Raw genomic sequence first — 22,361 nt, 5'->3', positions numbered from 1 at the left:
TGATGATGCGTGTGAGGCGTTGCAGAAAACCGCGAAACGGCGATCAAAGCGGGCAGACCGGCTTTTTCGGGAGCGCGGCTTTGACGGCATCGGCTTTAAGGATTTTGATGGAGGCCTGGGCTCACCCAAGGCACGCTTTGCAAGCAGTCGCATCCAAGAACGATCTGGCGGAGCAGGCGTCCAGGCGGGCGATGGAGAGCTCAGCCGGTGGTCTCGCGGACCGTCACCGATGAGCGGCTGTCGAAGCGGTTCCTGCAGGGCAGGGAGGGCGCTGAAGGGGTCGTCTGCGGGCGATGCCTAGCATGGCCACGGGCTAGCGTACCCGCGGTTACGCTTCGGCCGCTGACTGCGCTTCTGCTAGCCTGCTATTGGTTCGGCGACAGCCTCTTCGAGGCCAGCTGCCGCTTGGGCGGCGAGACCGCGGGCCGCTGCTTGTGAATCGTAGAATTCCTCTAGCGCATAGACTCGGCCCCACCGCAGGGTGAACACGTGCAGGCCACTGTTGACGTAGGACGCGTCGCCGTTGAGCAGCGTTGCCGTGCCGTCCCACTGGGCAAATACGGTGGTATGCCACGGCCAGCCCGTCACCCAGACGTGGTTGACCGTGAGATGGAGATTGGGCAGGACGCGGCCGAGGCGCTCAAACCAGCGGCGCACGGCTTCCTTGTCGTGGCGCTCACCACCAAGCGCGTGGGCGCCGGAAACGCGGTGATGGACATGCGGCACGAGTGCTTTTACCGCCTCATCCCAGCGATGGTTGTTGACGTGGTCGAAGCTCTGCCGGATCGATTTCTCGACGATATAACTGTATAGCATTTGACCTCTCCTCCAAATTGGATTGCGTTCGTACTCTATATCTGTTATAGATGTCGAACGCAAGCTAATATAAGGAGGTCTACATGCGTGTGAGTCGCATTCAGGCGGCGGAAAACCGCGAAACCGTGATCAATGTGGCAAGCCGGCTTTTTCGGGAGCGCGGCTTTGACGGCATCGGCCTCAAAGACCTGATGCAGGCTGCCGGGCTGACCCAGGGCGCGTTCTACAAGCAGTTCGCCTCCAAGGACGATCTGGCGGTGCAGGCGTCGAGGCGGGCGATGGAGAGCGCCACGCTGCGCTGGTCGGCCGCGACTGCGGCAAAATCCGAGGATCCGCTTGGCGCGGTGATCGCATTCTACCTCAGCATGGGCCATCGCGGAGAAAAGATGGACGGCTGCCCGATTGTCGCGCTCGGCTCGGATGCCGCCAGACAGGGCAGCGAGGTGAAAGCGTCGTTCGAAGCCGGGATCAAGGAGCATCTCGAAATCCTCGGCCGTTTCATTGCCGACGCCAAAGCTGAGGAGCCCGACAGAAAGGCCATGGCCATTCTCTCGACGATGGTCGGCGCGCTGATGCTGTCGCGCGTCGTCAACGATCCGGATCTCGCCCAGGCCTTCCTGGACGCGGCGACCGGACAGGTTCGTGAAGCAGCCGCCGCTTGAACGGCGTGCGCAGCGCTGGCGACGCAGCCAAATCGATAGGAAAATAGATGCGACGGATTGTTGTTACAGGCATGGGAGCGGTCACGCCGCTTGCTGCCGATGTCGAAGCGTCGTGGTCGCGGCTGCTGGCCGGTCGCTCGGGCATCCGCAGGCTTCCGGACGCTATGGTGGCAGACCTCCCGGCCAAGATCGGCGGGGTGGTTCCCTCGCTGGAAGACGATCCGGAGGCTGGTTTCGATCCGAATACCGTCCTGGCTGCGAAGGACCAGCGCAAGGTAGACCGGTTCATCATCTTCGGGCTCGCCGCTGCACAAGAGGCCCTCGCGCAAGCAGGATGGGCGCCCGTCTCGGAAGCGGATCGCCTGCGCACGGCCACGATCATCGCGTCCGGCATCGGCGGCTTACCCGCCATAACCGAGGCGGTGCGCACGGTTGACCAGCGCGGCGTGCGCCGCCTGTCGCCGTTTACGGTTCCGTCCTTCCTGGTGAACCTCGCGGCGGGCCACATCTCGATCCGCCATGGCTTCAAGGGGCCGCTCGGCGCGCCGGTGACGGCGTGCGCAGCCGGCATCCAGGCGATCGGCGATGCGGCCCGCCTCATCCGCGCCAACGAGGCCGATATCGCCGTGTGCGGCGGGACGGAAGCCTGCATGAACATCGTCAGTCTTGGTGGTTTTGCTGCAGCACGCTCTCTTTCGACCGGCTTCAACTGGGCGCCGGCTCAGGCGTCACGGCCGTTCGACGTGTCGCGGGACGGCTTCGTCATGGGCGAAGGAGCCGGCATCCTGGTCATCGAGGCGTTGAGCCACGCGCTGGCGCGCGGCGCGAAACCGCTCGCCGAGCTCGTCGGCTACGGCACGACGGCGGATGCTCATCACGTCACCTCCGGTCCCGAGGATGGCGACGGGGCGCGCCGAGCCATGCAGGTCGCAATTGCCCAAGCCGGCATTTCGCCGCGTGAGGTTCGCCACCTCAATGCGCACGCGACCTCCACGCCGGTCGGTGATCTCGGGGAAATGGCGGCGATCAAAACACTCTTCGGCGCAGATTCCACCATCGCCGTCAGCGCAACCAAATCGGCGACCGGACACCTGCTTGGAGCCGCCGGCGGGCTTGGAGCCATCTTCGCAATCCTGGCGCTCAGGGATCAGGTGGCGCCGCCAACCCTCAATCTGGGCGCCCCGGATCCCGCCGGCGACGGCATCGACTTCGTCGCCAACCAGGCCCGGCCGATGACAATAGACTACGCGATATCAAACGGCTTCGGCTTTGGCGGCGTCAACGCCAGCGCGCTATTCCGGCGCTGGACGGACGAACTCGCCGGTGCGAACGCCAGAGGCGCTCATAACTGACGCCTCCGACCTTTCGTGCTTCTCCCACGCCAATCCAAAATCAGTCCAACCCAAAGAAAGAAATGATTCCCATGAACAAGACCAATCCTGGCGTCGCCCTGGTGACGGGGGCGTCCTCCGGCATCGGGCGCGCGACGGCCATAGCTTTGCAAAGCGCCGGTTTTCGCGTGTTCGGCACCAGCCGTCGCGCAGCCGCCAAAAACTCCGACGGCCTGACCATGCTGTCCTGTGACGTGACCGATGACGCGTCGGTGGCGAAACTGGTCGATGACGTGCTGGCCGAGACCGGGCGCATCGATCTGCTTGTCAACAATGCCGGCATGGGTCTGTTTGGTGGCGCGGAAGAGTCGTCAATGGTCCAGGCTCAGGCACTGTTCGATGTGAACGTCTTCGGCGTGCTCCGCGTGACCAACGCGGTCCTGCCGATAATGCGCCGTCAAGGCAAGGGTAGAATCGTCAACCTGAGTTCGGTGCAGGGGTTCATCCCAGCTCCCTATTTCGCGCTTTATGCGTCGACCAAACATGCCATCGAAGGCTATTCCGAATCGCTCGACCATGAACTGCGCCCGTTCGGGATTCGCGTTGCATTGGTCGAACCCGCTTATACCCGCACGTCCTTTGAAGATAATCTAGCCAGGCCGGACCAGTTGCTTGATATCTATGACGCTGCGCGCGCTGGCATGAACGCAGTCGTGCGGAAAGCAATGGAAAAAGGCGATTCGCCCGAATTGGTCGCCAAGACCGTTTTGGCGGCTGCGACCGATCCCGTTCCGAAGAGGCGCTATGCCGCGGGAAAAATGGCGCGCCAGGTCAGTCTCCTGCGCCGTTTCGTCCCCGCATCCGCATTCGACAAGAGCCTGCGCAAGCAGAACGGGCTGCCGGTCTGACGACATCGAAGACACCCCGTGAAGATCGGAATCATCGACGCCGGAAACATCGGCGCCGCATTGGCGCAGCGCAACCTGAAGCAATTGCCTAGAACAACGCCCGGCGGTTGTTGGTGTTAGATAAGCGATATGTTATATTGCGGTGCGAAAGAGCGGGGGCACGTCCTTTCACACCCGTAAGCGATCTGTATGTGCGACCCTGCAGACTGGTCGGTATCACTGAAACTCCCGGGCATGGGGTTCGGGATTCGATGGGGGTAATGGGGCAATGCTTTACACGCTGGTTATGATGGTCTGCCTGACGGATGTGCCGCAGACCTGTGAACAACGCGAGCAGATGGTGGACGGCCTGGCGATGAACCCAGGGACCGCCTTCATGCAAGCGCAGCCGCTGGTCGCCCAGTGGATCGAGACGCATCCCGGTTATTTCGTGCAGCGCTGGCGCGTGCTGCCCGGCCGGGGAACGTGAGATCCGCTGCGGAGATAGAGGGTCTACTACTTTGCGGCGAGGGTTTCCGAGACGGCCTTGGACAATTGATAAAGCCGCTGCTCGATGATCGTCGGCACTTCACAGACGTAAGTCAGTGATTGGACGCGTTCATTGAAAATTCGCGTTGCGAATTTCAGCTGCTCGGTTCGCCGTTCGATGTCGTCGGGATTCGCATCCGGCTTTGCCCGCAACGCATCGACGTTGGACGCTTCCTTGCGCAAGGCGGCGGCCATTTCGAGCTGCTTGTAGGCGTAACGGGAAATGCCTGAGATCACCTGCGAACGCTCGGCGTCCATGTGATCGAACATGCCTTGCACCAGCATCGCCATCTTCGGGGCAAGCTGCTCGGCCGGCAGCGAGGCGGCGAAATCCTTGATCTTCTTCTGGGCTTCGGCGATCGGCATCCGCCGGGCCGCCACCTCCTCGACCAGGGTGGAGACGGCAGGGTCCTTCGAAAAGTCCTTCGCCGCTGGCGGAAGCTCCGGCCCGTTCCAGATCTGGCCGAGCGAGAGTTGCGGCACCTTGCGCTGTATGCAGGGCCAGTCCGGATCGGTATTCGCCGCCCTGGCGTTCACGCTCGGCGCGAGCATGGCAACCACAGCCAGGCTGCGAACAAGGCTCATTCGTGCCATCAGGCATTTCCTCCGGTGTCTTGTTTGCGGGTCACCAGGCCGCGCGAAGGGTCGTAGGCGATGATGGCGGCGGCAAGGAACAGAACAGTGCAGCCGGCAACGACGCCCAGCGACAGCCACTCGATCTGGCCGTAGAAGGCGAAGCGGATCAGTTCGACGGCATAGGTGAACGGATTGGCGAGGCAGATCTTGTGCAGCAGCGGGCTCGCCTCCTGGATGCGCCACAACGGATAGAGCGCCGGCGAGGCGAAATAGCCGGGAAAGATGACGAAGTTCATGATGCCGGCGAAATTTTCGAGCTGCTTGATCATCGACGACAAAAGCATGCCGAGCGCGCAAAGCATCATGCCCGACAGGAACAGCGCCGGCAGCACCATGAGATAGCCGATCGGCGGCGCCTTGACGCCCCAGAACCAGGCAACGATCAGGAACGCATAGACCTGCGCGATCGATACGGAGACGCCGGCGAGCATCTTCGACACCAGCAGGAACCAGCGCGGGAAGGGGCTGACCAAAAGGGTGCGCATGTTGCCCATCTCGCGGTCATAAACCATCGACAGCGAAGACTGCATGCCTGAGAACAACAGGATCATGCCGCACAGCCCCGGCGTGATGTAGACCTCGTAGAGCACGTAGGTCTTGTAGGGCGGGATGATCGACACGCCGAGCACCTGCCGGAATCCGGCGGCAAAGATGAACAGCCAGATGAGCGGCCGAACCAGCGAGGATATGAAGCGCTCGCGCTGGTGCAGGAAGCGCAGGCATTCCCGCAGGACGACGCCCTTGAGGCAAATGAGATAGTGGCGCAGGCCGAATTTTTCGAACTTCGCCGGGATGATGCCGGCGACTTTTTCGGGCATTGAAGGAGCGCTCATGGCGATATCCCCGCGGTGCCGGCCGCCTCGATGCGGCTGAGCCTGGAAAAGGCGTCGCGGATCGAGCCGGCGCCGCTCGTCCTGACGACATCGGCCACCTTGCCCTTGGCGACCAGTTCGCCCTGCCGCAGCACGACGACATGGTCGCCGTCGTCAACCTCGTCGATCAGATGCGTTGCCCACAGCACGCCGATGCCCTCGGTTTCGACGAGCTTGCGGATGGTGGCGAGAATGCCGGCGCGCGACTGGATGTCGAGACCGACCGTCGCCTCATCGAGCAGCAGCAGCGACGGGCGGTGGAGCAGCGCCCTGGCGATCTCGATGCGCCGCATCTGGCCGCCGGAAAGGCTGCGCGCCTTGTCATGCTGACGGCCCGGCATGTCGACGATATCGAGCAGCGCGGCAATGCGCTGCCGGGCCTCGCGTCCGCCGATGCCATGCAGCGCGGCGTGGTAGGAGAGGTTCTGGTAGACGCTGAGATCGAGGTCGAGCGTGCGCGCCTGGAACACAATGCCGACCCGCCTGAGCGCCTCGCCCGAAGCGCGGCTGACGTCATGGCCGAAGATGCGGATCGATCCGCGGCGCGTGTCGTAAAGATGGCTGATCAGCGAGAACAGCGTCGTCTTTCCTGCGCCGTTTAGACCGAGAAGAACGGTGAACGTCGCCGGCGCGATCGAGAACGAGACGTCGTTGAGCGCCGGCTTCGAACCATAGGAATGGCTGACGGCGGCGACGTCGAGCGCCGCCACCTGATCTCCCGGTCCGCTTGTCCTCACATGCTGCACGCCGGCTGGCTCCCTTGTCGTCGACAATAGTCTGGCCCAAGTCTAGCCCACGGGGCGCGATCGCGCAGGTCCTGCTTTCAAACCTTACTTGATCGTGATCGTGCCCTTCATGCCCTTGTCGGCGAGGTCGGGCACCGACCATGTGTAGATACCGGGCCTCACGGTGGTGAACTGCACCTGGATGGTGCCGTCGGCGTCGAATTCGAGCCAGGCGGGTGCGCCGTTCATGTGCACCTCGAGGTCGTTGATGACGATCTGGTTGTTCCACACATTGCGGAACAGGTCGGTGTGGAATTTGTACTCCAGCCCGCCCGCCGCGGTGATCTTCCAGCGATAGCCCTGGCCGGCGATCAGCTCAAAATCCTTCTGGTTGGCGGTGAACTGGTCTTCCTTGCTGCCGAGGATAAGTTCCGGCACGTCCTTGCTGGCCCGGGTCGCCTTCTCGGCTTTCGGACTGGCCTCCGTGCTGGCCGCTCCGGCGGCGGCGTCATCGTCATCGCCGTCCTGCGCCGAGACCTGGCCCTGGCTGAGCGCCATGCCCACCAGCGCGGCGAAAGCGACTGCCCGAAATTTCCGCATGATTTCCTGCCCTTCTGCTGTTTTTCTGTCGGTTTGATTCACTTGGTTTATTCAATGGTTCATGTGGCGGGATTCATTTGGGAGAGACGACGACGCCCCATGGCAGCGCGCCGACGGTCACCGACTGCACCGGCTCGTCGGTCGCCACGTCGATGAAGGTGATGTCGTTCGACACGCCGTTGGTCGAGATGATGGTCTTCTGGTCCGGGGTGAAAGCAAGCTGCCAGACGCGCTGGCCGACCAGCACGTATTTCTCGACCTCGTATGTCTGGGTGTTGACCACCGCGACGCGGTTGGCCGGCCCGAGCGCCACATAGGCTTTCTTGCCGTCGGCGGTGATGCGCACCCCGACCGGCTGGATGGATTCGGGCCTCAGGCCGGCAACCTCGAAGGTGATCTTCTGGACGACTTCGCGCGTTTGATTGTCGATCACCGAAACCGTGCCGCCGATCTCGGCGCTCACCCAGGCCTGCTTGCCGTCGGGGGTGAACTCGACGAAGCGCGGACGCGCGTCCACCAACACGTTGTCGGTGATCTCGTGCGTCGACGTATCGATGAAATGCGCCATGTTCGTCGTTTCCGACGTGTTGACCATGGTCTTGCCGTCCGGGCTGACACCCATGCCCTCCGGTTCGACGCCGACCGGGATTTCCGCCAGCACCTTCTTGCCCTCGATGTCGATGACGGTGACGAGATTGTCGTCCTCATTGGCGACATAGAGCGTCTTGCCGTCAGGCGACAGCACGAACAGCTCCGGGTCGGGCCCGGAAGGCAAGGTATCGACGATCTCCAGCGACGCCGTGTCGATGACCTCGATCGAATCATCGTCGCTGGCGCAGAGATAGATGTGCTTGCCGTCGTGGGAGATGGTGATGCCGCGCGGACGCTGCCCGACATTGACGGTCTTCACCACCTGCATCGTCGCGGTGTCGACGACGGTCATCGTGTTGTCTTTCTCGTTGGAGACATAGGCCATGTAGGCCGACGCCGGACCGGCCATTAAACCGGTCGCAACGATGGCGAGTGCGCAAGCTCGTCTCTGCACCGAAATTCCTCCCAATCTTTTCTACTTAAGCACGCATTTTGTTTCCGGCTCGTCGACCCCGAGCGTATCGAGCTCCGACAGCTGGTGCAAAAATCCCTCCTGCGGCGATGTCGAGACGACCGACCTGGTGTCGCCGAGGAAGATCGGCTGCCGCAACTGCTGGTTCCATTTGCGGAAGGTCAGTTTCTGCCCCTTGAAGGCGGCGATCGAAAAATCGTCGGAGCGGATGAAATCGGCCATCTTGCGCGGGTCGGCGCCCTGCGTGCGGGTCGCCGCCTCACCGAGGATGCGCACCGCGGTCCACGCCGCCATGTCCTTCGACACCATGCGGCGGCCGTTTGCCTTGGCGAAGCGGTTCTGGATCTGTGTGCCGCCCCATTGTTCGCTGGCCGGATGCCAGGCCGACGGGGTGAGGCCGGCGGTGCCGGCGACCGGCCGCGGAATCCAGGTGCGGAACGGAACGTAGGTGCCGAACACCTCGCTTTCGTCGGCGACCAGCAGCACATCGTGCTCCGGCAGGTCCTGGGTGAAGACAGGCATCTGCCGCTGGATCTGGACGACACCGGAATCGGTCCGCCGCGCCGTGCCGGTATCCTCGAACAGCTTTTCGCCGACGATCTCGCCGCCGAAGCGCGTCGCCGCCCGGCGCAGCGCCTCGGCAAAAAGCTGGTCGCGCTCGTGCGAGCCGTAGATCAGCACCCAGCGCCGCCATTGCTTCCAGATCAGATATTGCGCCAGCCCGTCGGCCAGCATGCTGCGCGTCGGGATGGTGTGGAAGATGCTGGCGCGGCATTCCTCCTCGCGAAGACTGTCGTCGGTGGCGCCGGCGTTGAAGATCAAAACGCCGTTGTCGCGGGCAAGATCGGCGATCGACAGCAACTGCCTGGCCGAGAGGTCTGCGACCACATAGCGGTTGCCTTTGGCGATCATCTCCTGGAAGGCCGGGACGACATCGGCATCCGGCTTCACCTCGGTCACGTCGAGGCTGAATTTCTGGCCGAGGAAGCTGCCGGTCGTGTTGTTGTCGGCAATCGCCACATTGCCGCCGGCGACACCTTCATCGCGCGGCGGGACGTCGAGCACCGACAAGGCCAGTTGCGGCGCATAGGCGCGCAAATAGCCTATCTTGATCTCGGTCAGCTTTTTTTCCGGCTTGGCCGTTGCGGTCGGTTGCTTGCCCGTCGCTTCCTGGGCGAGCGCGCCCGCAACGTTGACGGTCAGGGAAAAAAAGCACAAAAAGGCCGCCAGAGTGCCCGGCACCGCGCTCGTCATCGATAAAATTACCCGTTCTTGCGCTAAAGTCCGATTGTTGTCGGAGCGGCGCGAAGTCAAGGTGCCCGTGATGAGCTTAGCTGACCCGCAAAATTTATCAAACCCTGAAAGTGGACTTCTCACGTCTGCTTTAGTGCCATGCCTGCTCGCCCGAACGGCGACCGAGCGGATTTCGGTATTCGGGCCCAAAAGCGTCCTTTTCCTCATGCCGGAGAAAGTCCGTCAATGACCAGAATGCTGGCCAGCGTCACCGGCGTCGACGAGGCGGAGATCGCGCTTTCAGGCGGTGCCGACATCGTCGATCTGAAGGATCCGAAGGCGGGAGCGCTGGGCGCGGTGTCCACGCAGACCATCCGCCGGACGATTTCGCTGATCGCCGGCCGGGCGCCGGTCAGCGCGGTCTGCGGCGACCTGCCGATGGAACCCGAGACCATCCGCGCCAGGGCCGAAGAGATCACTGCCGCCGGCGTCGATTACGTCAAGATAGGTCTTTTTCCGTCGGCAAATGTCGCGGCTTGTGCTACGGCGCTCGAACCGCTCGCCGCGCGAACGAAACTGATCGCCGTGCTTTTCGCAGACCTGACGCCGGATTTCGAGCTTCTGCCGATGCTTGCCGAACATCGCTTCCATGGCGCCATGGTCGACACGGCCAACAAGGCCAACGGGCGGCTGCTCGACCATCTGCCGCCCGAGCGTATCCCGGGATTCATCGATCGAGCGAAATCGCTCGGCCTCATGGTTGGGCTGAGCGGATCGCTGGAAGCCCCTGATATTCCACGCCTGCTGCCCTTCGCTCCCGATTTTCTCGGCTTTCGCGGGGCGCTGTGCGGCGATTCCGGCCGCGTGGGTTCGATCAGCGCCGAGGCGGTTGCGCAGATCCGCGAACTGATCCCGGAAGCATCCCGGGCCGGCGGCGCGTCGAGCATCGACTACCGCCTGCTGGCGGCGAGGGGCTATTCGCCGGGCACCGACCCGACACTGGGCACCGACAAGATCTTCGTGCGGGACTTTGTCCTGCCGGTCCAGATCGGCGCCTACAGTTTTGAGCACGGCCATACCCAAAAAGTGCGTTTCGACGTGACCGCCGACGTGCTGCAAGTCACTGACCATCCCGAAGACATGCGCCATGTGTTCTCCTACGACATCATCATGGACGGCATCCGCACCATTGTTGCGCGCGGCCACATCCAGCTTAGCGAGGCCCTGGCCGAGCAGGTGGCGACCTACATTCTGGAGAACCCGCGTGTCGTGCGGGTCACGGTAAGGGTGGAAAAACTCGAGCTCGGCCCAGGCGGCGTCGGCGTTGAGATCGAACGCAAGCGCCAATCGGCAGGCCGCGGCGTTGCCTCCGGCCCTGCCGGGCGAAAAGACCAAGGCGCCGTTTCCCGGCCGCGACAGGAAAGGCCCGAGGCCATCAGGCGAGCCGTCGTCAAGCCGTCCGTCGTCAAGCTTGGCGGCAGCACCGTCCATGCGGCGGAACTGGAAAGCTGGATCGCGGCGCTGGCGGGTTCCCAACTGCCGATCGTCATCGTGCCCGGCGGCGGCCTGTTCGCCGACCAGGTGCGCGAGACGCAGATTTACATGGATTTTTCCGACACCGCCGCCCACGCCATGGCGATCCTCGCCATGGAGCAGTTCGCCCAGGTCGTCCTCGACCGTGACGAAAGGCTGGCGCCGGCACGGTCGCTGGAAGAAATGCGGCGGGCGCTGGACGCGGGGAAGATCCCGGTGTGGCTGCCGTCGTCATTGGCGCTGCCGGCGCCGGACATTCCGGCGTCCTGGGATGTTACCTCCGATTCCCTTGCCGCCTGGCTTGCCGGCAAGCTCGGCGCGAACGCGCTGCTCTTGATCAAGCAGACCGGTGCCTTCTCCGGCAGCGACACGATCGACAGCCTGGCGGTCAGAGGCATCGTCGACGCCGGCTTCGCCGCCATGCTGCCCGACGGTGTCGATGTCCACCTCGCCGGCCCGAAAGATGCCGCCGAGGCCGGGGCGCTGCTCGCGGCGGGCAATCTGCCCGGCATTGCGATCGCGGCTTCGATCCGGTCGGCAAGAAAAGCAGGGTAGGCGATGGCGACGCTGCATACGCCGCGCTGGGCATGGGTTTTGACCGGTTCCGGTCATTTTTTTACGGAGAGTTTTGCACTCATCCACCAGATCGAGCATTGCGATGTCTTCGTGTCGAAAGCCGCCAACGAAGTGCTGCGCATGTACAAGCTCAAGCTCGATTTCCCGGAGACGACGCGCGTGCTGCACGACAAGACGGCGAGCGCGATCCCGGTCGGCGAATTCTATCACGGCGTCTATCATACGGTGGTGGTGGCGCCGGCCAGCTCCAACACGGTCGCCAAATGCGTGCACGGCATTTCCGACACGCTCGCCACCAACGTCTTTGCCCAGGCAGGAAAATGCCGGGTGCCGGCCATCGTCTTTGCCTGCGACACCGCGCCGGAACTCGAAACCATGGCGCCGCATGGGCTGGTCAAGGTCTATCCGCGCAGCATCGACCTGGAGAATACCAACCAGCTGAAGAGTTTTGAGCGAACCCAGGTGGTCGAGTCGCTTGCCGATCTCGAAGCCTCGGTCAGGCGGCGCCGCGCCGAACTCGCAAGCCATGGCTGAGCGGCTGGTCTTTCTTACCGGCCATCTGGCCAAGGTCCGGCTGGAAAGGCTGCTGGCCGGACTGGGCGAAACCGAATTTGCCTGGGAGATCATCGACATCGGCGTCAAGGTCGCGGCGCTGATGAGCGAAGACATCATCAAGCGGCGGCTCAGCCTGGCAGGCGGCACCGACCGCGTCATCCTGCCCGGCCGTTATCGCGGCGACATCGAGCATCTGTCGAACCATTTCGGCGTGCCCTTCGTCCGCGGGCCCGACGAGATCGCCGATCTGCCGGCCTTTCTCGGCCGGGCAGGCGAGCCGCCTGACCTTTCGCGTCACGACATGCGCATCTTCGCCGAAATCGTCGATGCGCCGATGCTGTCGGTCGAGGCGCTGGTGGCGAGAGCACGGACGCTGGCCGCGGCCGGCGCCGACGTCATCGATCTCGGCTGCCTGCCGGAAACACGGTTTCCGTTGCTGGACGAGGCGGTGCGCGAGCTGAAGGCACAGGGATTTCTGGTCAGCGTCGATTCCGCCAGCACCGACGAACTGTCGATCGGCGCGCGCGCCGGTGCGGACTATCTTCTCAGCCTCGATGAGAACACGCTGCCCTTGGCCTTCGACCACAACGCCGTACCAGTGCCCCGGCCACGCCCGGCGACCTGGATTCGCTCGGCCGGGCCATCGAAGCGGCACAGAAGGCCGGCGTCGCCTTCCTCGCCGATCCGGTTCTCGACCCGATCCATTTCGGCTTTGCCGCCTCACTCGGGCGTTTCATCGAGGCGCGCCGCCGCTGGCCCGAGGTCGAACTGCTGATGGGCACCGGCAATCTCACCGAATTGACCGACGCCGACAGTTCCGGCGTTACCGCGGTTCTGGCCGGGCTCTGCTCGGAACTTCAGATCCGAAACGTGCTTGCCGTGCATGTCAGCCCGCATACGCTGCGAACGATCGAGGAGCACGACATTGCCCGCCGCATCCTGTTTGCCGCCAAGAGTGACGGTGCGCTGCCGCGGAGTTATCATCCAGGACTGCTGCAGGTTCACGATCGCAAGCCGTTCACCGCCTCGACCGAGGATATCGCAGCCCTCGCGGCCGAGGTGCGTGACACCAACTTCCGCATCATGACCGCGGAGGACGGCATCCATGTTTTCAACGGCAAGGGGCACGCGGTTGCCACGGATGCGTTCGAACTCTTTGCCGGGCTTGGCGTTGAGGCGGATGGAGCACACGCGTTCTATCTCGGCGCCGAACTGATGAAGGCCGAGATCGCGTGGCGCCTCGGCAAGCGCTATGTGCAGGACGAGCCGCTCGCATGGGGCGTTGCCGCGCCGGCTCCCGAAACCGACCGCAGCCGTCTTGCCGAAGCGGGCCCCACGCTTCGCGCGAAGAAAGAGCGCTAAACCATGCCGTTCATTCGCGAATCTATCATCACCACGGTCAACGAAGCCGGCGACGTCCACATCGCGCCGATCGGCATCATCGCCGAGAAGGACGGCTGGGTCATCGCGCCGTTCCGGCCGTCGATCACGCTCGACAATCTCGCCGAAGTGCCGTTCGCCATTGCCAATTACACCGATGACGTGCGCATCTTTGCCGGCTGCCTGACCGGCCGCAAGCATTGGCCGACCGTTGCGGTCGACGGGTTTCCGGTGCCGCGGCTCGCAGCGGCGCTCGCGCATTCGGTCCTCGAAGTCGAAAGTGTCGACGACGATGCCATGCGGCCTCGCCATTTCTGCCGCGTGGTGCAGGAGGAAACGCATGCGCCGTTCACCGGCTTCAACCGCGCCAAGGCGGCGGTGCTGGAACTGGCCATCCTGGTCAGCCGGCTCGGCATGCTGCCGCGCGATAAGATCGAGGTGGAAATCGCCTACCTTTCGATTGCCATCGAAAAGACTGCGGGCGAGGGCGAAAAAGAAGCCTGGGACTGGCTGATGCAGCGTGTCGGCGATCACCTTGCGGCCGAGGATGCCAGCGGCGAGGATGCGCGGGGCTGAACCGGATATGCTGAACCTGGGTAAGCGTCCGGGCCGACGTGGTTTAGCATGGTACACGGTGGCGGTGATCTCAAACGGCGGTGTTCGACCCTTTGCGGTCATTGAGCCCGGTATGCACGATGACCGGCCCGTGTCCTCTACCTCACCGCGCGCGCCCGTCCCGCGCAGCGGGTTCGTTCTTCGACCCCTGAGCGGTCATCCATTGGCCCCCTAACCGACGGGCTGGGATTGGCTGCTCAAAACTATTGTAGGCGGTAGGCCATGTTATGCGATACGGCTGCTTCCACAACGAAGTCCGCCACTGCTCCACCTCGGCACCCGCGATGGACGGCCCCACCATGTCAATGTTCCTCGTTACTTGAACCTCAGGAGACATTGACGAGCAGCTGCTGGAGTTCGTTCTCGGTGCGGTTTAAGTTTGCGATCCGATCGTGTCGTGGTCCGCTAAAACAAAAGGGCGGGCGAGCTTTGCGAACGGTATCCGGTGGAGGGGCTTGCAGCAAAAAATCTGAGGCAACCCTCGCCTGATCGCTGGGATTCTTGTCGGCACTCGCCACCAAGGTCAACGTGCCAATAATAGGAGAGATGAAATTGAGCATTACCCCTGAACAACGAAGCGAGATCGAGGCAGCCCGCGCAAACGCCTCGTTCGGCAATGGCGTAGAGGTCGCCAAGGCTTATCCTTTTGCTCAACTGGTAGGCCCACGCTTGCTGCAACTGTGACGCCGGCACCGTCACGGCGCCGCGAACCGTTACCGACCTCAAGGTGAATAATATTCGTTCGGCTTGTTCGGGTGGCGTAGTCTTGCGCGCGTCGGGGACCGAAAGGTCGATCGTTCCAGGCTTCCTCGGTGCGGAATAGCGTCGGACAGTCTCGTTCTGATCCGAGATCACCGAGTCGATCTGCTCGGGAATTGTAAGGCTGGGCCCGACAATGAAGGCACTGATCGCAAGACAAATCGATAGGCAACGCACTGCGTCGGACCATCGGGACAGCGCCTTGCGGCCAGGCATGTCAAAACTCGCTGAACTATCGTGGCAGGGAAATCAGCGGTAACTCTGAATTGGTTTAGCAGTATGCCGCGGGTCCGTCACTGGCAAAAAATACCGTCAATGGCCGAGTAACGCGCAGACAGCCTGAGCCTGAACCTCCCTCAAGTGCTCAATCAAGGCGCCTGTGGGCTCGGCAGCGTTCAGCGTGGTAGTGACCGAGCGCGTACCGTCGGCGTTGGACGCGGCCCACTGCGTATAGCCCGGGAAGTTGCCTGTATGGCCGTACACGACGCCGCACGGCGTGGTGTAGCGGAACAGTCCTAGGCCAGCCTCATTCGTCCCTGGTCCGGGCGGGCTGGAATCTCCTGATATGAACTGCATCTGCTCCTGCTGCTCGGCAGCGCCGAAAAACTTCAGCGCAAGGTCAGCCCGTATGAACGTGGACAAGTTTTCAGGAGTCGACACGATCGCACCAGATGCCCACGCGCCGCTGGGGCTGACAAAGTTGGTCACGTCCTCTGGCTGGGATCCGGGCTCAACGGCGTAGCCGTGGATGTAGGGCGTCGGCAGCGCGATTTCCGTTGTCGGGAAGCTAGTTTGCGCGAGGTTGGCAGGACCCAATATCATCTCTTGCAACAGTGCCTCGTAAGGTTTGGAGGTCACTTCTTCGGCAATCAGCCCAACCACGATATTGTCGGTGTTTGAGTAGGCATACTTAGAACCGGGGGCAAACTCGAGCGGATCGTTGCGGACCCAGTCGATGATCTTTCTCGGCTCGACGTAGCCTTGGGGATCTGTCGCCACATGCTTGGCCAAGCCGTCGGATCGCAGGTAATCAGGTAACCCGCTGGTGTGGTTTAGCATGTGCCGAAGCGTGATCGCGGACCAAGCCGCCGGCAGCCCGGGCAAATGTTGGCCGATAGTCTCGTCGAGGCCGATCCGGCCAGTCTGGACGAGATGCAGGGCAATGGCCCCGTTGAAGGCTTTTGAGACGCTGGCGATACGCATGTATTGATTGACCGCTGGCGCTACATCCGAGGACACATTGGCGCGGCCCGCACTGAGTACGGTTAGGCGGCCGTCGCGGTAAAGAGTTGCTATCGCACCTGGCGGCCCACCCTCAGTCTCGACTAGCTGCTGCAGGCCGTGTCGCACCGCTGCATCGGTTGTGGCTGACCGCGCGGCCGGCGGAGGGGGCGTGGGTGCGGGGCGTTCGGCATCGGAATGCTTTATATATCGGCCGGGATCCATTTCCTCCGGCGCCACGATGACCTCGTCGTTAACGCCAGAGTCGATGTATTCATCGGTAATGGAAAAGCCTGCCAGAAGCTGCTTTCCCGTGAGAGGGTACCAGGAGCCGAATTCGTGTGAGTATGCGGCGATTGCCAGCAAGGCCAGTTGCCGGTTGTCATATAAGTCGATTTCATAGCTTTCCGCCAATTTGCCGCCTGAATATTTTTTGTAGCCGTCAATATACGCATCACGAGGATTGTCGCCGCGGTACTTGTCTACGATGGCGCCAATGGTGACCTTGTCCTTCTTGCCCCCGAAATAGATTTTGCGAAGAAGAAAGCCCCAAGCGGCTACCCCAAACTCAGGAGTCTCGTAAACGGCGGTCTGGTTGCCGTACCTGTCGGGCAGCGTGCAACCCACATACCCTTTCATGCTATCTCGCTGCCATCTCGAGATGTTGATGGCGCCGGGATTGTTTGTTCGAAGCGCCCGTCGAGTGAGCGTATCGGACGAACTGTAGCGGGCGTCTGGCACGCTGCTGAAGAAATTGCCAATCCCGATCAGGCTCCTGAACCTGAATTCTATATCGTCAGGATATTTCGCAGAATCACGAAATGGAGGAGTTAGCTTGCGAGTGTGACTGGCGTCCCAAAACGGCAACCCCATCGCTTTGCCTGTCTCAATGCCGACCATGCCGTCGACAGGCATCCCACTATTGGCCTGAAAGGACTTCACCGCGCTCACTGTTTGCGAGCCGAACAAGCCATCGATCACAGATGCATAAACTGCCTTATCCGCCAGCACGCTCTGTAGAAGCGCAACTCTGCGATCAGGAGCGTTGCGTAGGCTCTGCCTGAATATGGGGCCGGCGGGTTGTCGTTTTGGGTTCGGTTGGGGCTTGCTGGCTCCTTCGCTCGGTGCGGAACGATTGCCAGAGGACCCGCAACTCAAATAATCCGTTGCGCTAGCTTGCTCCAGGCTCTCAAAAGCGGAGGTCGGGCCACATAGCGATGCAAAGAGAATGGCAGCCGAGCAGTACGCACTCAGCTTGAGATAATGGCCGACCGTTTGGCGACTTCGCCGGACGCTGGTCAATTCCTCGATGTTCGACATGTCGTCTGACCTATGGCGAAGTCTTGTGCACCATCTTCAATATCACTTGATGAGTGCGTAACGGAAGCAGGGTTCGATATACAGGCTGCAGCGATGTCAGGCAGGCCTCGACGTCGCCGACAGACGCAAGTCTTGTTCGCGAAAACTACCCCATCGCAACGTCCGAAGTCGGCGGCCTGCTGTCGGACAACGTCAATACCAGGGCGGCAACAGTCCGCTTCTGAATAATTGACTTGAAAGCCGCCAGTCCGCTCCCGGCCCAATTGCGGTCATCCGCGAGTATGCATCTGGCTGACTGGTATTGGCGCAACGAGCGGGTGCCGAACGCGAACTTTCCACCCTGTTGCGACCTGCGCTGGTACGGGTCGGGATCTTCGAGCCGGGGGAAATATCTCATCTCCCCGATTGATCCGATGGCCATGATATAGCACCTACAATTGAGATCCCGCCAGCAGCGCCACCGCTGACGCGGGCGCCACGCTGCTGGCTTCGCCGCGGACGGTGTCATCTGCGGGGATGATCTCGGCGAAATCGACGAAGCGGCGTTGCATGCGTTCGGCCAGCCGCCTGATCTGCCAGCGGCCGGTCCCGGCGCCGACGATCGGCGCATCCCGGGCAACGGCCCCGGCAACCAGGGACCCGGCAACCAGGGACGCTGCGTCGTGGATCTTGCGCAATTGCTGTTCGCTGAACCAGCGTGCGATTTCCTGCCATTCCGGCAGGGTCAGCTCGGCGGCGTCGCGCCCGATCATGCGCGCCAGCCGCGCGATCGAGCCATCGGTCGTCTTTTCCTTGCCGTCAGCGGAAGCGTGCCTGTCGTCCTTCTCGTCGAGCACCCCGAGGATCCGGTGCGCATCGGCGATCGAGGCGAAATACTCGTTCATCAGCGGCGTCAGCCTGCCGCGGACGGGGGCCGACGAAGCGACACCGAACAGGAACGTCCTGGTGAAGCCGGTATAGACCAGTTCGCCGCTCAGCAGCCGTCCGGCATCGGTATAGCCGTCATTGGCGACGGCGCCATTTCTAATGGCGATAATATCGGTGGTGGTCGAGCCCATATCGACGAACAGGGCATCGCCGGCGAGTTTCGCCACCAACGACGCTGTCGCATGCCAGTTGGCGGAGGCGACATCGGCGCTCAGCCGCGCTGCCTGCTCGACCCCGACAAAGCCGGACGGTCCGGCATAAATCAAGTTTTCGCCTGGGACCCGCGCTGAAATCTCATCCAGCAGGGCCGCGACGCCGGCGTTGCGGGACGGAAAGATATCAGCCAGTTCGCCGGTCATGGTGAATGCGTTGAGATCGGCGCCGGCATAGATCGGAGCCGTTTCCTCGAATGCCGAGGTCAGGGTATGGAGCCCTAGCCAAAGCGGCGTGGCGATCGTTACAGCCTCGACGATGCGGCCGTCTTGCGCACGCGTCACCTTCAGATGGGCGCCGCCAATATCGAAGCCGGCAACGATGCTCTTTCTTTTTTCCACGCTTCAAGCTTTCATTAGAGTTGGTCAGGGGCAGTCGGTCAGCGAGAAAAAGAGCGTTGCGTATCATTCCGGTTCTCGACCTGAAAGGCGGCGAGGTGGTGCGCGCCCAGCAAGGAAAACGCGATCGCTACAGGCCGATCGTCACGCCGCTCAGCCAAACTTCCGATGTCGTTGCGGTCGCTGAGGGTCTGCGCCGGCTTTACCCTTTTCCGACCTTCTATATCGCCGATCTCGATGCCATCGAAGGCGGAACGCCAAACGATGGCGCGCTTGCCCGGCTGGAGGCGATGGCGGAGCCGCCGGAGCTTTGGGTCGATGCCGGCTTCGACGACGAGAAAACACTTTCGGCAGCACTTGCCGAACCTTGGCTTTGCCCGGTGCTGGGATCCGAATCGCAGCAGGACGACGCGCTGTTGCGGCGTTTTTGCGATCATCCGGAGCTTATCCTGTCGCTGGATTTCTTCGACGATGGGTTTCGCGGTCCGGCATCATTTCTCGACGAGCCGGCGCTTTGGCCGCAAAAATTGATCGTCATGACATTGGCCAAGGTCGGCTCCGGCTCCGGTCCCGATTTCACGCGGCTCGAGGCGATCAAGGCGAAGGCTGGAAGCCGCTCCGTTATCGCGGCCGGCGGGGTGCGCAACGAGGCCGACATTCGCGCCCTTTCATCGCTCGGTATCGCCGCGGCGCTGGTTGCGACCTCGCTGCATGACGGCACGCTCACGCCGGGGCACCTCGCAACGCTTGGCACCTGACATTCGCGGCAACCTCGAACTTCGGTCTCGGAAACCGTGCCTTGGATCTAGAGCGGCGAACTCTCAAGTCGATCGTCTCGCCGCTCTATCTCTTTGCTGGAGCATCGGATTTCCCAAAACCGGTTCCCAACCCTCGGGTCAATTCCGAGGGCAGGTTTTGGGGTCCGATGCTCTAAAGGCCCAGAAGCTTTTTCAGGCGACGCAACAGACCATCCGGCTCCGCGGAGGGTTTTGCCTGTGCGGGGCTGTCTCTTGTCTAAGCCGCGAACGGATGCTTCACCTGGTCCCGCTTGGCCGTGGCCTCGGCGGCGGTCGGCGTTCCCGAGACCGCGCGCTGGATGGCTTCTTTCGTCGCTTCATAATTGTATTTCTGGATCTTGGCGTCGTCGGCGGCGTCCCAATGGATGAAAACGCCGACGCAGATGAACAGATCGTCCGCCTCGTTGGCGGGAATGATGTCCTCGGCGACGGCATCCTGCACGGCCTTGGCGACCGCATGCTGGGCCGGGCCGAACATCTGCACCGCCTGCTTGGCGCCCTTGATCGTGACCTTGTTGAACATCACGGTGTTGGGCTTGCACTGAAGATTGGGCGCGATCACCGCCAAAAGGGAGGTAAAGCCGTCCTTGTTGTTGGTCAGCGCGTTGCAAAATGCTGTTTCGACTGCGCTCCCCCGTGGGCCGATGAGCAGGTCGACATGCGCCACTTCGTTGCCGTCTCCTACGAGCGATTCACCGACCATTACTTTCGAGATCTTTGCCATGCCAATTTTCCTCCAAGACACAGTTATGGTGTCCAAAGACGCCGCAAACCGAGCGAGCGCTCGATGGACAGCTATCCTTGTTGGCAGCGCCCGGGGATCCGGACCGGTTGGCTGGATAGCCGCGGAAGCCCAGCTTCCGCTCCTGAAAGTCAACCACCAACGTTGCGATTATGCAAGCTGAACGCCGAGAGTGTGGACTAAAAGAGTAGCCACGGTCAGGTCGGCCGAGGTGCCGGGGTTGACGTTGTTCGCTTTCAGCCGGCGGTCGAGCTCCATGAGCAGACGAATGCGTGACGTCTCGTCGTCGCTGGCATGCAGCGCCGCTTCAACGGCAAGGGCTTCTTGCCGCGCCTGATTTGCAACTTCAGCACCATGGTTGCGCACCACATGACTGTCCGGGAAGCCGGCGAGAAACGCCATATAGGCGAACACCGTCGGCCACATGCCTACTTCGCCGCGCGCCAAGGCGGCTTGCAGAGCCGCAAGCCCGGCGCCGAACACGTCGCCGAAACCGGTAACATACTGGCGGGCGATCATGTCGCGGTCGGCCGCCTCGCGCATGGCTTCGAGCAGATGAACTTTTGGCTCCTGCCGCACATCGTTCGCCGCCTCTCCGAGGCCGCCCGGCGCGGCGGCGACGATCGCCTCGAACACCGCCCTGGTATCGTCGATGCTCATCGCGCGCAGCACCGCGTCGAGATTGTCGTGCAGTCGATTGTCGGGCAGTTGGGCGCCCGCCATTTCGGCGGCGCACAGCAGTGGCCCTGCCAGAAGGATGATACCGAGATTGGTATTGGTCTGGACCGCCAGACGGGTCGCGCGGACCGCTTCCAGCATGCGCCGTCCGACCGGCAGGCGCGGATCGGTCAGCGGGACGGACGAGACCTCGGCGCTGGTCATGAACTGGGCAGCGGACATGCCGTGCCCGTCGGCGAACAGATGGACGTTGCCCGGTTTCAGCGCCTCGATCTCCATCCGGCAGGCATCCTTGTAGGCAGCCCGGAGGCGTTCTCGCGAATGCGCCATGCCGTCGGTCACGAATTCGCCGGCGCGGTGAGGCGGTAGGGTCGCGCCGCCGCCGCCTCTGGGTGATCAGCTGGGCGATCAGCCAGGAATTTCAGCAGGGCGTCGGCAATCGCATCGGCGATGTTGACCGCGACCACCGATTGAAGCCCGGACCAGGCGGGCATGCTGTTGACCTCCAGCACCAACAGCTTGCCGTCTGCCGCCGGCACGATATCGACGCCGGCGAAATCCGCTGAGATAGCGGCGGCGGCGGCCCGTGCCAGCGCCGCCAGTTCGGTTTCGCCATGCCTCGAAACCTGCCCCGAGACCAGCTCGGGCACGGCCCCGCGATTGACGTTGGTGATCCAGTCGTCGCCACGGCGGCTCATCATCGCCAAAACCTCGCCGGCGCAGACGAACACGCGAAAATCGCGGAAAGGAGGGCCAGGACGCGGCACGTAATGCTGGAGATAGTAGACGCCGTTCACCTCGTCCTCGGCGGGGAGGTCGGACAGTGTTTCGATCAGCCGGATGCCGCGGCCCTGGGCGCCGAAAAGCGGTTTTAGCACCAGCGGCGTGAACGGCAGTTCGCGTCTGGCGACCGTTTCGGCCATGGCAAGACCCTCGACCGCGAATGTCGGCGGCGTCGGCAGGCCGGCATTCTTCAGGAGGAAGGTCGTCATCGACTTGTCGACGCAGCGTTCTATCGCCTGCGCGGAATTCCACACCGGAATGCAAAGCTTGCCGAATGCGTGCAGCACGCCGAGACGCCGGGTGACCGCTTCGAACGATCCGGCGGCGATCGAACGGACAAGCACGGCGTCGGGCAGCGCGCCGTCGAAACCGGGGATCGACAGTCCGCTCAGGCTGCCGGTGTCGAACGCGATCGCCGCCAGCGGCACGGTTGCGACCACGGCGCCGTGCCGCTCCAGCCTTGCCGCCAGGCCCTTGGAGCGGGCGTCCGAGACGTCGCTGACGATCAGGATGCGAGGGATCATGTCACGCCTTGGATACCGGTATACGG

At 62.6% G+C, this 22,361-nt stretch carries 21 protein-coding genes and 1 pseudogene; 10 read left to right on the top strand and 12 right to left on the bottom strand.

What is annotated here, in order from left to right; genetic code table 11:
• Positions 1–357: 357 nt before the first annotated feature.
• Positions 358–816 carry a nuclear transport factor 2 family protein gene (locus tag AC0L2A_RS14535; protein ID WP_473609327.1) on the bottom strand — a complete coding sequence of 153 codons (459 nt, stop codon included), beginning with the start codon at positions 814–816 and terminating at the stop codon, positions 358–360.
• Positions 817–899: 83 nt separating this feature from the next.
• Between AC0L2A_RS14535 and AC0L2A_RS14530 the strand changes: the two genes are divergently transcribed.
• The 4 genes from AC0L2A_RS14530 (at position 900) to AC0L2A_RS14515 (ending at position 4,186) form a co-directional block, all read left to right on the top strand.
• Positions 900–1,478, top strand: coding sequence for a TetR/AcrR family transcriptional regulator (locus AC0L2A_RS14530; protein ID WP_473587365.1), 579 nt, complete (start codon positions 900–902; stop codon positions 1,476–1,478).
• A 47-nt stretch (positions 1,479–1,525) separates the two neighbouring features.
• Positions 1,526–2,830 (top strand): beta-ketoacyl-ACP synthase II, encoded by a 1,305-nt coding sequence (fabF, locus tag AC0L2A_RS14525; RefSeq protein WP_473609325.1) that lies wholly within the window; start codon positions 1,526–1,528, stop codon positions 2,828–2,830.
• Positions 2,831–2,901: 71 nt separating this feature from the next.
• Entirely contained in the window at positions 2,902–3,717 is an 816-nt protein-coding gene (locus AC0L2A_RS14520) for an oxidoreductase (RefSeq protein WP_473609324.1), read from the top strand.
• 268 nt (positions 3,718–3,985) lie between these two features.
• A complete protein-coding gene (locus AC0L2A_RS14515; protein ID WP_023797709.1) occupies positions 3,986–4,186 on the top strand; it encodes a hypothetical protein in 201 nt (66 codons plus the stop codon).
• A gap of 26 nt (positions 4,187–4,212) precedes the next feature.
• Here AC0L2A_RS14515 and AC0L2A_RS14510 read toward each other — a convergent pair whose 3' ends face one another.
• The 6 genes from AC0L2A_RS14510 to AC0L2A_RS14485 form a co-directional block, all read right to left on the bottom strand.
• Positions 4,213–4,839 carry a hypothetical protein gene (locus AC0L2A_RS14510; RefSeq protein ID WP_473609323.1) on the bottom strand — a complete coding sequence of 209 codons (627 nt, stop codon included), beginning with the start codon at positions 4,837–4,839 and terminating at the stop codon, positions 4,213–4,215.
• Positions 4,839–5,699, bottom strand: coding sequence for an ABC transporter permease (locus AC0L2A_RS14505; protein WP_473609419.1), 861 nt, complete (start codon positions 5,697–5,699; stop codon positions 4,839–4,841). Before AC0L2A_RS14505 ends, AC0L2A_RS14510 begins: the two co-directional genes overlap by 1 nt.
• A gap of 11 nt (positions 5,700–5,710) precedes the next feature.
• A complete protein-coding gene (locus tag AC0L2A_RS14500; protein ID WP_128173332.1) occupies positions 5,711–6,499 on the bottom strand; it encodes an ATP-binding cassette domain-containing protein in 789 nt (262 codons plus the stop codon).
• Between the two features lie 84 nt (positions 6,500–6,583).
• The gene (locus AC0L2A_RS14495) at positions 6,584–7,078 is read right to left on the bottom strand and encodes a cupredoxin domain-containing protein (RefSeq protein ID WP_473609321.1); all 495 of its coding nucleotides are present in this window, start codon (positions 7,076–7,078) and stop codon (positions 6,584–6,586) included.
• 73 nt (positions 7,079–7,151) lie between these two features.
• Positions 7,152–8,078, bottom strand: a complete 927-nt coding sequence (locus AC0L2A_RS14490) for a YVTN family beta-propeller repeat protein (protein ID WP_287137524.1) — start codon at positions 8,076–8,078, stop codon at positions 7,152–7,154.
• Between the two features lie 66 nt (positions 8,079–8,144).
• A complete protein-coding gene (locus AC0L2A_RS14485; protein ID WP_473609320.1) occupies positions 8,145–9,395 on the bottom strand; it encodes an ABC transporter substrate-binding protein in 1,251 nt (416 codons plus the stop codon).
• Positions 9,396–9,620: 225 nt separating this feature from the next.
• On the opposite strand from AC0L2A_RS14485, the gene AC0L2A_RS14480 reads away from it, so the two are divergent.
• From AC0L2A_RS14480 to AC0L2A_RS14460, 5 genes and pseudogenes are all read left to right on the top strand, one after another.
• Positions 9,621–11,462: a (5-formylfuran-3-yl)methyl phosphate synthase gene (locus tag AC0L2A_RS14480; RefSeq protein WP_473609319.1), complete on the top strand. Its 1,842-nt coding sequence runs from the start codon at positions 9,621–9,623 to the stop codon at positions 11,460–11,462.
• 3 nt (positions 11,463–11,465) lie between these two features.
• Positions 11,466–12,017: a flavoprotein gene (locus tag AC0L2A_RS14475; protein ID WP_473609317.1), complete on the top strand. Its 552-nt coding sequence runs from the start codon at positions 11,466–11,468 to the stop codon at positions 12,015–12,017.
• A pseudogene (locus AC0L2A_RS14470) lies at positions 12,010–13,400 on the top strand (DUF6513 domain-containing protein). Before AC0L2A_RS14475 ends, AC0L2A_RS14470 begins: the two are co-directional and overlap by 8 nt.
• A gap of 3 nt (positions 13,401–13,403) precedes the next feature.
• Positions 13,404–13,994, top strand: coding sequence for a DUF447 domain-containing protein (locus AC0L2A_RS14465; RefSeq protein WP_473515017.1), 591 nt, complete (start codon positions 13,404–13,406; stop codon positions 13,992–13,994).
• Positions 13,995–14,585: 591 nt separating this feature from the next.
• Positions 14,586–14,717 (top strand): hypothetical protein, encoded by a 132-nt coding sequence (locus AC0L2A_RS14460; protein ID WP_473515018.1) that lies wholly within the window; start codon positions 14,586–14,588, stop codon positions 14,715–14,717.
• Between the two features lie 387 nt (positions 14,718–15,104).
• On the opposite strand, the gene AC0L2A_RS14455 is transcribed toward AC0L2A_RS14460, so the two are convergent.
• Both AC0L2A_RS14455 and AC0L2A_RS14450 read right to left on the bottom strand, forming a co-directional pair.
• Complete coding sequence (locus AC0L2A_RS14455) at positions 15,105–17,333, bottom strand: serine hydrolase (protein WP_473515019.1); 2,229 nt, start codon at positions 17,331–17,333, stop codon at positions 15,105–15,107.
• Positions 17,334–17,764: 431 nt separating this feature from the next.
• Entirely contained in the window at positions 17,765–18,814 is a 1,050-nt protein-coding gene (locus AC0L2A_RS14450; RefSeq protein ID WP_473609316.1) for a hydantoinase/oxoprolinase family protein, read from the bottom strand.
• A gap of 56 nt (positions 18,815–18,870) precedes the next feature.
• Here AC0L2A_RS14450 and AC0L2A_RS14445 point away from each other — a divergent pair, with 56 nt between their 5' ends.
• Positions 18,871–19,569: a HisA/HisF-related TIM barrel protein gene (locus AC0L2A_RS14445; protein WP_473609314.1), complete on the top strand. Its 699-nt coding sequence runs from the start codon at positions 18,871–18,873 to the stop codon at positions 19,567–19,569.
• Positions 19,570–19,825: 256 nt separating this feature from the next.
• Here the strand turns inward: AC0L2A_RS14445 and fae are convergent, their stop codons facing one another.
• From fae to AC0L2A_RS14430, 3 genes are all read right to left on the bottom strand, one after another.
• Complete coding sequence (gene fae, locus AC0L2A_RS14440; protein ID WP_029350398.1) at positions 19,826–20,332, bottom strand: formaldehyde-activating enzyme; 507 nt, start codon at positions 20,330–20,332, stop codon at positions 19,826–19,828.
• 168 nt (positions 20,333–20,500) lie between these two features.
• Entirely contained in the window at positions 20,501–21,370 is an 870-nt protein-coding gene (locus tag AC0L2A_RS14435) for a triphosphoribosyl-dephospho-CoA synthase (RefSeq protein WP_473609313.1), read from the bottom strand.
• Positions 21,367–22,335 (bottom strand): ATP-grasp domain-containing protein, encoded by a 969-nt coding sequence (locus AC0L2A_RS14430; protein ID WP_473609312.1) that lies wholly within the window; start codon positions 22,333–22,335, stop codon positions 21,367–21,369. The genes AC0L2A_RS14435 and AC0L2A_RS14430 overlap by 4 nt, the downstream gene beginning before the upstream one ends.
• Positions 22,336–22,361: the final 26 nt, after the last annotated feature.

This window comes from Mesorhizobium sp. WSM4844, from assembly GCF_055811775.1.
This window is presented reverse-complemented; position numbering and strand designations above follow the sequence as displayed.